The organism is Catenovulum agarivorans YM01 (assembly GCF_000281085.1).
GTDB classification, from domain to species: Bacteria; Pseudomonadota; Gammaproteobacteria; order Enterobacterales; family Alteromonadaceae; genus Catenovulum; species Catenovulum agarivorans.
Map to the genome: position 1 here is coordinate 81991 of NZ_JH767535.1, position 12474 is coordinate 94464.

The window sequence follows — 12474 nt, forward strand, 5'->3', positions numbered from 1 at the left end:
GTTTAAAAAGATGATTTCAGTATCTCCAGAGATAGCCAAAATTAAAAATGTAGTTGCTCCAACGGATTTAACCCCTGAGCAAACAGCACTACAAATGAATAACTTAAGTTTGTTCTACGGCGAAAAACAAGCTTTGTACAATATCGACATGAAAATACCTAAAGGTAAGGTAACTGCCTTTATCGGTCCTTCGGGTTGTGGTAAATCAACTTTATTGCGCTGTATTAACCGTATGAATGATTTAGTTGATATTTGTCGAGTTGATGGCGAAATATTACTTGAAGGCAAAAATATATATGACAAAGATGTAGATGTTGCCAGCTTGCGCCAAAACGTTGGTATGGTGTTTCAGCGTCCAAATCCATTCCCTAAATCAATTTATGAAAATGTTGTATATGGCTTACGTATTCAAGGCATCAATGATAAACGTCGATTAGACGAAATTGTTGAAACCTCATTACGCAAAGCTGCTTTGTGGGATGAAGTTAAAGACAGATTACACGACAGCGCTTTTGGTTTATCAGGTGGTCAGCAGCAACGTTTAGTGATTGCACGTGCAATTGCGATTGAGCCTAAAGTATTGTTGTTGGATGAACCAACTTCTGCACTTGATCCTATCTCAACATTAACCATTGAAGAGTTGATTAATGAGCTAAAAGAAACCTACACAGTTGTGATAGTTACACATAACATGCAGCAGGCTGCGCGTGTTTCTAACTATGCTGCGTTTATGTTCATGGGCGAACTAGTTGAGTATACTGATACAAACCAGTTGTTTACTGCTCCTGAAAAGAAAAAGACCGAAGATTATATTACTGGTCGATATGGTTAATTCGTGCCTATACTTAAACAGCGCATCGGTTAATAGGGGCAATTAGAGGTAACTATGGATTTAAAAATAGATAAACATATATCTGGCCAGTTTAATAAAGAGCTAGAAGAAATGCTGAGCTATGTTTTAGACATGGGCGGCATAGTTGAGCAACAAATTGCGCAAGCATTGGAAGCCATCAGTCAATTTGATTCAAAGCTTGCACAAAAAATTATCAAAGAAGATGAAAAAGTTAACGCGTACGAAATGTTAATTGATGAGCAGTGTGCCCGTGTTATTGCTAAGCGCCAGCCTGCTGCGGTTGATTTGCGTATTATTTTGGCTATTGCGAAAATAATTGCTGATCTTGAACGCATTGGTGACGAAACATGCCGTATGGTGCGCGCTGCACAAGAGCATTTTAATAAAACTGAACGCCAATTTTTAGTTGACGTTGACCATATGGGTCAACAAGTTTTGCAAATGTTTAAGGCAGTTTTGGATTCGCTAGCGCGGATGGACAGTGATGCTGCTTATGACGTTTACAAAATGGACAAAAAAATTGATAAAGCGTATGAGGGCATTACTCGTCAGTTAATGACCTATATGATGGAAGATCCTCGTTCAATTCCAAAAATAATGGATGTTATGTGGGCAACACGTTCGCTAGAGCGTATTGGTGATAGATGTCAAAACATCAGTGAACATGTCATTTATCTAATTAAAGGTAAAGATGTTCGCCATACGCCAACCGAAAAAATTGAAGCTATGTTAGCCTCAAAAAAATAAGATTGTTTTTAGTGCGAGATCATTGATTTCGCACTAAAATTCCCGCCTTAACAGCACATTTATCAATTTTAATATTTCAAATTTACTACAAAAATATTTCAGTGAAATAAAACTGTAATAAAACATTCATACAATATTCGCATCTTTTAAATGAAGTTTTAATTTTACTTTGAATCAGCTTGATATTTTGCCAGTTAAATCTAGGCTTAAGAGCTGAGATGTTAATACAGGAACATTCCATGAAAACACTATCTAAAAGCATTTTAGCGGTATCTGTTTTAGGTTTTTCAGCTGGCACTTTAGCGGCTGATCCACTTACTGTATATGGTAAAGCTAATTTAAGCTTTCAATATGCTGATGCTGCAGAAACTGCGACTGACTTAAAAAGCAATGCTTCACGTTTTGGGGTAAAAGGTGAAGTTGAATTAGATAATGGATTGACTGCTATTTACCAAGCGGAATTTGGTGTTGATTTTGCGGATGAATCGAAAGAAAAAAATGTAACTGCACGTAACCAATATGTAGGTTTAAAGGGTGGTTTTGGTCAAGTAAGATTAGGCCGTATGGATACTGCTTTGAAGTTAGCGCAAGGTAAGGTTGATTTATTCAATGATTACAATGCTGATATCAAAAACTTATTTGAAGGTGAAAATCGTGAGAGCGATTCAGTCACTTATATTTCGCCTAGCTTTTCTGGTTTCTCGTTCGGCGCAACTTATATTACCCATGAAGAGAATGATCAGAGTTTTGCTGACAGCGCAGGTGTATCAGCTGCTGTGATGTATGGTGATGCTAAGCTTAAAAAGTCAAAAGTATATGCAGCTATTGCGGTTGACAATGATGTAGACAACCACGACATCATTCGTGCTGTATACAACCAAAAATTTGGTGCGTTTAAGTTAGGTGCTGTTGTGCAACGTGAAGAGAGCTCAGATGGCACTGGAGACGCTGATACAGGCGTTATGGTTAACGGTGCATACTCAGCTGGTAAATTAACTTACAAACTGCAATATCAAACATTAGATGATAAGGCTAATGACCTGCGTGTTGATACAATTTCAGCGGGTGTTGACTATAAACTAGGTGATGCAACCAAGTTATTTGCTTGGTATACAACTGAAGAGAAAGGTGGTGATACCAATACGTTAGCAGTTGGTATAGAGCACAAATTCTAAGTTAGACTTTTGTCGGATACGAAGCAGCCTCCAAGCCAAATGTTGGGGGCTTTTTTTTGCCAAAAATAAATTTAATCATAAAAAACAAAAATGTCATCTTTGTAATATTAGTGACATAAATGTGTAATAACCTAATCCCAATCGAAGTTAAATAACCATATCAAAAGTGAATGGTTAACTAATCAACAAATAAGCTTTTGGAGCTGCATATGATGTTAAAACGTATCTCTCAGGTAATTGGTTTAGCGGCAGGTGTGTTGTTAAGCGCAAATGCAATCGCAATCGATAGTAATTTACCTGAATATCAAAAAACGAGTGGTGTTTCAGGCAAAATCTCTTCAGTTGGCTCTGATACTTTAGCTAACATGATGACTTTTTGGGCTGAGGAGTATAAAAGAGTTTACCCTAACGTAACTATTCAAGTTCAAGCGGCGGGTTCTTCAACTGCGCCACCAGCTTTAACTGAAGGTACTGCACAATTTGGTCCAATGAGCCGCAAAATGAAGTCAAAAGAAATCGAATCTTTTGAAGAACGTTTTGGTTACAAACCAACTGCGGTACGCGTAGCAATTGATGCTTTAGCTGTATTCGTCAACAAAGATAACCCAATTCAAGGTTTATCAATTCAACAAGTTGATGCAATTTTCTCATCTACTTTAAAATGTGGTGCAGACACTGACGTACAGCGCTGGGGTGACTTAGGTTTAACTGGTGAGTGGGCGCGTAAAGACGTTCAGTTATTTGGTCGTAACTCAGTATCTGGTACTTATGGTTACTTTAAAAAAGTTGGTTTGTGTAAAGGCGACTTTAAAAATAACGTAAATGAGCAACCTGGTTCAGCTTCAGTTGTTCAATCTGTATCTTCTTCATTAAACGCTATTGGTTATTCGGGTATCGGTTACCGTACTTCTGGTGTTAAAGCTGTACCATTAGCTAAAAGTGGTACTAACTATATTGATGCAACTATGGAAAACGCGGTAACTGGTAAATATCCACTTGCTCGTTTCTTGTATGTTTACATCAACAAACATCCAAACAAACCATTAGATCCGTTAACTGCTGAATTCTTAAAAATGGTATTGTCTAAAACTGGTCAATATATTGTAGAAAAAGATGGCTACATTCCAGTTCCTGCTGCAGTAGCAAATAAAGAGTTAGCTAGTTTAGGTTTGAATTAATAGTTTAAGCAATTAAAATCGAACAACAAAAAAGCCGCATTATACATGCGGCTTTTTTATATATTTAAAAACTAAAAATCTGCTACAAGTTACTAGTCACATCTTAGAGAATATTGGAAATAAGAGACGTAAGATTGCCTGAAGCGTCAGTTAGATAGAGTTGTATATGTTTAGCGGCAGAAAAGTGACAGCTTATTCGCTGCCACATTTATCTTCGTCTACACAGTAACCGTATAGGTATAAGCTGTGGTTTGTAAGACGCATACCTTGCTCTTCAGCGATCTTTTCTTGGCGATCTTCAATCATGTTGTCAATAAACTCAACAACCTTACCACACTTCAAACAAACCAAGTGATCGTGATGTTTTTTCTGGCTTAGTTCAAATACTGACTTACCACCTTCAAAGTGGTGTCTGTTTACGATACCAGCATCATCAAATTGGTTGAGTACGCGGTACACAGTGGCCAATCCGATTTCTTCACCCATATCTAATAACAGTTTATATAAATCTTCTGCACTGATATGCTGGTTTTCTGGCTGTTGTAAAATTTCCAATATTTTTATTCTAGGCAGGGTAACTTTTAAACCAGCCTTTTTTAACTCTGTGTTTTGATCAGACATAATGATAAATATTTATTAAGTTTGTTTAGATTATATAAGCCAGTGGGTAAAATTAAAGTAAAAATATCACTGGGCACGAAAAACATCTAACTATAACATTTATTAGCGGAAAATATGATGCAAAAGTTACTTAAATTTCCCAAGTTAATTCGCCGTGGTATGAATATATGGCCACCATTTCGATATTCGGGCATCAAAATTATCGAGCTTTCTGCAGACTATCGCAAAACGATTATTGAGTTGAAATTCAAAAAATTCAATTTAAACGCCAATCGAACTCAATATGGTGGCAGCGTTTTTAGCATGACAGATCCGGTTTATAGTTTGATGCTAATGGCGAATTTAGGTGATAAGTACCATGTATGGGATAAATCAGCGCACATAGACTTTATCTCACCAGGGCAGTCAAGTTTGTATACGACAGCAGAACTATCCCAACAAGTGATTAATGAAATAGTTGAACGCACTAAAGACGGGAAAAAATATTTTCCTGTATTTATTTTAGAAGTGTTCGACAAACAGGGTAAATTGGTGGCTAGGGTCGAGCGCACCTTATATGTAAGACTTAAAGCTAAATATCGCCCATAAAAAAGCCCGGACAAACGGCTGTCCGGGTACAGGGGAAGGGCTCAATGGGATTGAGCCTTTTTGCGCTAACTAATTAAGTGCACACTGCTGAACACCTAAACTTAGTATTAATAAGTGTAGTTAACTTTGCAGAAAGTGAAGGAACATTTAACTTTAAACAGGATATTTTTATAACCTGTGGTTATAAAAACTCGCTAAAGTCTAAATTGTCTCTCACCAATTCCCGTGGTAGTTGATTCTTCAGTCTATCTGGTAATTTTTTTGCAAAACCGAGCGCTTGGCCTTGGTAACAAACTATTACCTCACCTTTTTTAAGCTTGGCAAAATCACCGTCGATATCTTTACCTTGCCAATAAGCCTGGCATTGTTCTGCATTCAGCTCTTGAGTTTGTTTGTTCGCCAACTGGGCAAAGTTAATTGCTAGGCTATGCTCTAGTTTGAAACCATGTTTAGCCAGTTCTGCTAATTTAACCCCAACGCGAGCAAATTTTACTTTGCCTTTTAGCGCTTCGAGTTTTGGTGGGAAGTACCAAATTTCTAGCGCTTTTTTTGTTTCACGTTGACTGCAAGCTTCAAGCGGGAAATTATCCATCGAAAATTGAGTTGATAAAAACTCGCGTAATTGTTGGCTGTTTTTATTACTCAAAGGTTTAAATGGAAATTGACCTAATTTGGCAAATGGATTGTCTAGTTGATGAGCAATACTGGCTGTTTTACGAATACGTGCAACAAAAAAACCTTCTGAGTCGTAAATTTGCGGCCACACATGCAAAAAGCCTTCAGCAGTTGTACTGTTTTCTGCGCCTTCAAATAAATCAGCCAAACTTTCAAATTCAACTGCGTCGCCATACTGTTCTTTTAACCACAAACAAACTTGCTGGTTTTCAATTTGGTTTAAAGTGCAGGTTGAATAAATCATCACTCCATTTGGTTTGAGGGCGTGAAATGCAGCATCAATTAAATCGCGCTGCACGCCAGCAATATCGTGAACGCTTTGCTCAGTCCAATTTTTCATTGAATCAACATCTTTACGTACAGTGCCTTCACCCGAGCATGGCGCATCTAACAAAATGGCATCAAATTGCTCTTTTAGGTGAATGAACATACGCCCATCCATGTGGGTGAGTGCTGTGTTGGTTACGGCACAGCGCTGAACATTGGCGGATAATACTTTTATTCGGCTAGATGAAAACTCATTGGCAACAATCACACCTTGATTATTGAGCAGCGCAGCCATTTGGGTGGTTTTTGAACCAGGCGCAGCTGCAACATCTAAACAGGTTAAATCGAGTTCATGACCTTGTTTATATAACAAAGCAATGGGCGGCAGCATAGAACTGGCTTCTTGAATATAAAACTCGCCGGTTAAATGTGACAGCGTATTACCAAGTTGTATTTGTTGCTCTTGTTCTTCAGGTCTTTGTAACCAAAAACCATCTTTACACCAAGGAATAGACGTTAGTTGCCAACCTTGCTGAGTTGCTTTTTCAACAAATTCTTCGGTTGAAATTTTTAGTGTATTGACTCGAATGCTCTTGCGCAGCGGTTTGCCACAATAGTCAATAAAATCTTGTAAATTCAGGTGGCTGGGTAAACATGGGGTAATAAAATTGATAAAGTGGTCGGGTAATAGCGCTTTGTTCACAAGAAGCTTTCGGTTAGTCTGTTGTGGCGTAAATATAGCGCAAATTGTCTTGTGATCCTAACAAGGAGTGATGTTTGTTAAATAGAATTTGGCTAGCGTTTATTTTAAGCGCATTTGTTTATGCCTGCGGGGGCGCGATATTTAATCAAGATGCCGATATATTTGGCCGTATGGTTGAAGCTATATTTGATATGGCCAAATTAAGCGTGGATATATCACTTGGTTTAATCGGCTTACTCGCTTTCTGGTTGGGCTTAAGCAAAATTGCTGAAAAAGCAGGCTTAATAGATAAACTTGCCCATTTTATGTCGCCTGTGTTTCGGGTATTAATGCCAAGCATACCTACCAATAGTCCAGCGCAAGGGCATATTTCGATGAACCTAGCAGCCAATATGCTTGGTTTAGATAATGCGGCAACGCCACTTGGTTTAAAAGCCATGCAAAGTTTGCAGCAGCACAATACTCAAAAAGATTCTGCAAGTGATGCACAAATTATGTTTTTAGTGCTGAATACTTCTTCGGTCACTATTTTTCCAGTTACTGTATTTATGTACCGTGCGCAAGCTGGCGCGGCTATGCCAACCGATGTGTTTGTACCTATTTTACTCGCCACACTTGCTTCAACCTTGGCTGGTATTATTGCTGTGGCGACAGTGCAAAAATTGCCGTTATTTAAATTAAAGCCGCTAGTAATCTTTGCGAGCTGTTTTGCACTAGCGGCTGCTGCAATCAGCTATATGTTAACTTTATCCGCCACTCAGTTAGCTGAAATGTCATCTTTTTGGGCAAATTTCTTGTTGTTGTCTTTTATCTGTTTAGTGTTGGCAGTCGCTGGTTATAAAAAGCTCGCTGCGTATGATTATTTTGTCGAGGGTGCTAAAGAAGGCTTTTCCGTTGCAGTGCAAATTATCCCATATTTGGTTGCTATGTTAGTCGCTATCGCCGCTGTTCGTGCCAGTGGCATGTTAGACGGTATTTTGTCGGCAGTGCGGTGGCTAGTGCAATTGTTTAATGGCGACAGCCAATTTGTTGAAGCGCTACCTACAGGTTTATTAAAACCTTTATCTGGTAGTGGAGCTCGTGCCATGATGGTTGAAACTATGAATACTCATGGTGCTGATTCATTCGCTGGTCGTTTGGCGAGTGTAATGCAAGGCTCTACCGAAACCACCTTTTATGTATTAGCAGTCTATTTTGGCAGCGTTGGCATTAAATACACCCGCCACGCAATAAGCTGTGGTTTGATTGCTGATATGGCTGGGATCAGCAGTGCAATTTTAGTGTGTTATTGGTTTTTTGCTTAGCGGTTAGAATTAATTATAAAACCGTGTGATTTACAATTGGTAACAAAGTTAAGCTGGGGAATATGGAACTTTGCGTGATTTAATGGGGACTTATGCAAGAATGCTGCGTACTTCGTCTAAAAGTTACGTGGCATGGTCGAAGGCTTGGGGTAATTATCGCAAAAACGCTGCAAGTACATCCTTGTAAGCTTCGCTTTTTCATCCCTGAAAAAGAGATTTTGCTCTAAATTATCCCCAATCCATCTCCCAAAATCGGCTTTTGTGTTGCTCGCTTCATTTACAGGATAAATAAATTTATGAATATCGAAACTTATAAAAAACACGCTATTAGCTGGATCTCAATGCTCGTTTTACCCGCTTTTTTAATAGCTTGTAATGCGCAAAATCATTTATCCACTCAAACTGAGAATTGGGTACGTGTAAATGCCAGCGCCAGTGTGCCAGCAGTCCCGGATAAACTATCGCTGAAAGTTTATGTAGAAGAAAAAAACAACAGTGTTAGCCAAGCCAAACGCATAGTTGACCTCAATACTGACAAAATACTTAAACGCTGGATAAACCTTGGAATAAAAAATAGCCAAGTGAGCAGCTTTGATTTATCAATACAGCCAGTTTACGAATACGATAAAGATACACGCAAGCAAATTCAAGACGGGTTTGTTGTGAGTCGTACCTTATCGGTAGAAATTGAAAATTGGGATACTTTTGATCAACTTATCGACAGCGCTTTGGCACTTGGTGCAACACGAGTAGGTAATGTCCAAGCCGATGTTTCCAATCACCAAAACTTATACAATCAAGCGCTCGCTGCAGCAATTGAACAAGCTAGATTTAAGGCGCAGATTCTTGCAGAAAGCGCTGGTGGCAAACTCGGCCGAGCAATGCAAATTACCGAGCAAGGAGGATATCGCCCCTATGCTGTCGCTGAAATGAAATTAATGCGTAGTGATAGCGCGAGCCAACCAGGAACAACGGATGTTAATGCCAGCGTAGAAGTCGTTTTCAGCTTACAGTAACCTTGCTGGAATCTAAACGATAGACTAATATTTTAATTTCTCGAAACGTATAAGGAAGTACTATGGATTCCACTGAATTTACTTGGTTATTGCCGCTAGCCTGTGGCTTTTTACCTGTTTTGTTGCTTTTATTAGACAGGCAAAACAAGCGCATCAGTCAATTAGAAATACAAGTTGCTCAATTAGCTCAACTACAGAATTTAATACCGCATGGTGATGCGGTATTAACCCCCGAAATATTTAATGCTATTCGTTCTGACAATAAGCTTAAAGCAATGAGGTTGTACCGAGAGTTAACTGGCGCGAATCAACAACAAGCTTCGGATTGGCTGGAAGCTGTTAGCAAGTAGTTATTGTTATATAACTAAACAAACTTACCGCAGGCTTGTATTTAGCCTGCGGTTGCTTACAATTTAAGCAACTAAAACCTTTCTTAATTCTGTTCTTTTCCTTTCTTTCGTTAGCTGCCAGATGCAGCATTTTTCCAGTAGTAGAGGTTATTATGAATATTTTCAAACGCACATTTTTTATCTTTTTCTGTTTATCGAGTTTTTATAGTGTTAGTAAAGAAGTTGTCATCAACCAACAAGTTTTATCTGCAGAACAAATTGAACATATTGAAATGAAATTGGGGTACGACATTCAAGCGGGCCATTATTGGTATGATGCTGAATCAGGCTTATGGGGACAAGCCAACCAAGCCGCAATCGGCCAGACCCAGAAAGGGTTAGTGAATAATAAACTTGTTACCAGTGCTTCCAATGGTCACTCAGGGATTTTTATTAATGGCCGTGAACTGTGTCAACAAGAGGCATATTTTTGCCAGCAACACAGTAAACACAAATTAGCCAAAGGACATTATTGGCTGAACGAAGCTGGGCATTTAGGGCTAGCAAACAAAACAACCGAGTTGGTTCTACATTATCCAAAAAGCACTAGAGCCTTTTGTCATCGTCAAACAAATAAACAGGTATATAGCAGCACTACCAAAGCAGATTTAATGTTAAGCTAAATTTAGTTTTAAATAACGTTTTTGAATTAACAAAGCGGCTATGGCCGCTTTGTTCGTTTTTAAGGATTTGCATTGCAAACAAAAGCAACAAACATAGAGTTATACCAGCAAATAACCAGCTGTACTTTATGTCAGGCGCAGTTGCCGTTGCCGCCAAAACCGATAGTGCAATTATCAGCTCAAGCCAAAATACTCATTATTGGCCAAGCACCCGGATTGCAAGCGCATAAACAGCACAAAGCTTTTGCAGATGCGAGTGGCAAGCGTTTACGCGAGTGGTTAGGTGTAACAGATGAGCAATTTTATCAAGCTGAAAACTTTGCGATTATGCCAATGGCATTTTGTTATCCGGGCAAACAAAAAAATGGTTCTGGTGATAAAGCGCCATTAAAAGCTTGCGCACCCACTTGGCATAATGCAATTTTGGACACATTCGAGCGTTTACACTTGGTGTTATTAGTTGGCCAATATTCGCAAAAATGTTATTTAAAAGAAGATGATTTAGGTGTAACTGACAATGTGAAGCAGGGGATGTTACAGACTAAAATTGATCCAAAGTTGCCCGCAGTTGAGCTGTTTAATTTGCCACACCCAAGCCCGCGTAATAATATCTGGTTAAATAAAAATAACTGGTTTGTTGAACAAACATTACCAAAATTACGCAGGAGAGTCGCGCAAATCATTTATGAATAAATTGGTTAAAATTTTACTCACAACCTCAGCTTTTATCGCTTGCCTATCTATCAGCTCAGTGAATGCAAAGTGGTTTGAGCATAAATTTAATGTAATGGGGACAGCGGCAGAAATTCGTTTTTACCAGCCAGATAAAATGCCAGATCAACAAACACAACGATTATTACAGCAGCTTGTTGATGTGATGCATGGGGTTGATGAAAGTATGAGCCCGTACAAACCAAGCAGTGAATTGTCACTAATCAATCAACAAGCTTATGCTCAATCAGTTAAAATATCGAATGATCTACTTAGGGTTATTACTAAAGCTCAACATATCGCTAAATTGAGTAATGGTATTTTTGATATCACCTTTGCTAGCGCCGGCCATTTATATCAATATCGTGAGCATATCAAGCCGTCAGATAATGAATTGCAGCAAGCGACACAATTTATCAATTACCATGATATCTTGCTGGATGAACAGCAATCGACCATTCGTTTTTTAAAGCCAGGCACTAAGATAGATTTAGGTGGCATCGCCAAAGGTTTTGCTGTGCAAAAATGCTTAAATATACTTAAGCAAGCCGGTGTGCAACATGCTTTGGTAAACGCGGGTGGTGACACTGGATTGTTAGGTGACAAGTTTGGACAAAATTGGCTGGTAGCAATTAAACACCCAAGACAAGCAGATAAACAAGCCGCTCTGTTACCATTGGCTAGCGAAGCAATTTCAACTTCAGGAGACTACGAACGCTATTTTATTGAAGATGGCCAGAGGTATCATCACATACTTAACCCTAAAACGGGCAAATCTGCGACAGGGCTTGTAAGCGTTTCGGTTGTTGGTCCAGACGCAATGACCACAGATGCACTATCAACTACTTTATTTATTTTAGGCAAGGAGCAAGGGTTTAAATTATTAGAGCAGTTTGTTGGTTATGAGGCCATAGTCATTGATGATGATTTAAATATGTATTTCTCTAAAGGTCTATCCACTAACTAAGTACACCTATCCATTAAATGCACCACAAAGAAGCTATTGAACCAAAAGTGGCATAAAAAATACCACAATTGAACATTTTAAGAGCGGTTATTTGTTTAACTTATTGATTTAGCTCTATTTACCTGTTTGGTATATTAATTGCTCTGGTTTATAGGTCAACAAGCCAAGGAGACAATTATGAATCAAACTCAAGTACAACTCGTTCAACAATCATTCGCTAAAGTTGCACCAATTGCCGAAAAAGCAGCAGAATTATTTTATGGTCGATTATTTGAGATAGCCCCTCAAGTAAAACCTATGTTTAAATCAACCGACATGGCCGAGCAGGGCAAAAAGTTGATGCAAACAATTGGTTTGGCTGTAAATGGTTTATCCAACCTTGAAGCCATAGTACCTGTAGTACAGCAACTCGGTGTGAAACACATAGATTATGGTGTTAAAGAAGAACACTTCCCAATAGTTGCCGATGCATTATTGTGGACATTAGAACAGGGTTTAGGTGATGACTGGAATGACGAAGTAAAAGAAGCCTGGGTAACAGCTTACACCATTCTTGCCACCACTATGATTGAAGCAATGAAGGATGCACAAGCTGCTAAACCAAGCTCAGCACCTACATTGTTTGGTAAGATTAAAAGTGCTTTGGGTATGGCGTAG

General features: G+C 38.8%; 14 protein-coding genes. 12 read left to right on the forward strand and 2 right to left on the reverse strand.

The window, feature by feature from the left end; genetic code table 11:
• Positions 1-10: 10 nt before the first annotated feature.
• From pstB to WSC_RS0117380, 4 genes are all read left to right on the forward strand, one after another.
• Positions 11-832, forward strand: coding sequence for a phosphate ABC transporter ATP-binding protein PstB (gene pstB, locus WSC_RS0117365; protein WP_016957225.1), 822 nt, complete (start codon positions 11-13; stop codon positions 830-832).
• 54 nt (positions 833-886) lie between these two features.
• Positions 887-1600, forward strand: coding sequence for a phosphate signaling complex protein PhoU (phoU, locus tag WSC_RS0117370; protein ID WP_016957226.1), 714 nt, complete (start codon positions 887-889; stop codon positions 1598-1600).
• Positions 1601-1839: 239 nt separating this feature from the next.
• A complete protein-coding gene (locus tag WSC_RS0117375) occupies positions 1840-2775 on the forward strand; it encodes a porin (RefSeq protein ID WP_016957227.1) in 936 nt (311 codons plus the stop codon).
• Positions 2776-2984: 209 nt separating this feature from the next.
• Positions 2985-3953: a PstS family phosphate ABC transporter substrate-binding protein gene (locus WSC_RS0117380; RefSeq protein WP_016957228.1), complete on the forward strand. Its 969-nt coding sequence runs from the start codon at positions 2985-2987 to the stop codon at positions 3951-3953.
• Between the two features lie 192 nt (positions 3954-4145).
• Here WSC_RS0117380 and fur read toward each other — a convergent pair whose 3' ends face one another.
• On the reverse strand, positions 4146-4574 hold the full coding sequence (fur, locus tag WSC_RS0117385; RefSeq protein ID WP_016957229.1) for a ferric iron uptake transcriptional regulator: 429 nt from the start codon (positions 4572-4574) through the stop codon (positions 4146-4148).
• Positions 4575-4688: 114 nt separating this feature from the next.
• Between fur and WSC_RS0117390 the strand changes: the two genes are divergently transcribed.
• Positions 4689-5162: a DUF4442 domain-containing protein gene (locus WSC_RS0117390; protein ID WP_016957230.1), complete on the forward strand. Its 474-nt coding sequence runs from the start codon at positions 4689-4691 to the stop codon at positions 5160-5162.
• A 181-nt stretch (positions 5163-5343) separates the two neighbouring features.
• Here the strand turns inward: WSC_RS0117390 and rsmF are convergent, their stop codons facing one another.
• Positions 5344-6807: a 16S rRNA (cytosine(1407)-C(5))-methyltransferase RsmF gene (rsmF, locus tag WSC_RS0117395; RefSeq protein ID WP_016957231.1), complete on the reverse strand. Its 1464-nt coding sequence runs from the start codon at positions 6805-6807 to the stop codon at positions 5344-5346.
• 74 nt (positions 6808-6881) lie between these two features.
• On the opposite strand from rsmF, the gene WSC_RS0117400 reads away from it, so the two are divergent.
• The 7 genes from WSC_RS0117400 to WSC_RS23245 all read left to right on the forward strand — a co-directional run bounded on the left by WSC_RS0117400 (position 6882) and on the right by WSC_RS23245 (position 12474).
• Entirely contained in the window at positions 6882-8111 is a 1230-nt protein-coding gene (locus tag WSC_RS0117400) for a nucleoside recognition domain-containing protein (RefSeq protein WP_016957232.1), read from the forward strand.
• A gap of 296 nt (positions 8112-8407) precedes the next feature.
• Positions 8408-9127 (forward strand): SIMPL domain-containing protein, encoded by a 720-nt coding sequence (locus tag WSC_RS23240; RefSeq protein WP_016957234.1) that lies wholly within the window; start codon positions 8408-8410, stop codon positions 9125-9127.
• Between the two features lie 62 nt (positions 9128-9189).
• Complete coding sequence (locus WSC_RS0117415; RefSeq protein ID WP_016957235.1) at positions 9190-9477, forward strand: hypothetical protein; 288 nt, start codon at positions 9190-9192, stop codon at positions 9475-9477.
• A gap of 152 nt (positions 9478-9629) precedes the next feature.
• Positions 9630-10139 carry a hypothetical protein gene (locus WSC_RS0117420; RefSeq protein WP_016957236.1) on the forward strand — a complete coding sequence of 170 codons (510 nt, stop codon included), beginning with the start codon at positions 9630-9632 and terminating at the stop codon, positions 10137-10139.
• 72 nt (positions 10140-10211) lie between these two features.
• Positions 10212-10832 (forward strand): uracil-DNA glycosylase family protein, encoded by a 621-nt coding sequence (locus WSC_RS0117425; protein WP_016957237.1) that lies wholly within the window; start codon positions 10212-10214, stop codon positions 10830-10832.
• Entirely contained in the window at positions 10825-11817 is a 993-nt protein-coding gene (locus WSC_RS0117430) for an FAD:protein FMN transferase (RefSeq protein WP_016957238.1), read from the forward strand. Before WSC_RS0117425 ends, WSC_RS0117430 begins: the two co-directional genes overlap by 8 nt.
• 177 nt (positions 11818-11994) lie before the next feature.
• On the forward strand, positions 11995-12474 hold the full coding sequence (locus tag WSC_RS23245; RefSeq protein WP_016957239.1) for a globin family protein: 480 nt from the start codon (positions 11995-11997) through the stop codon (positions 12472-12474).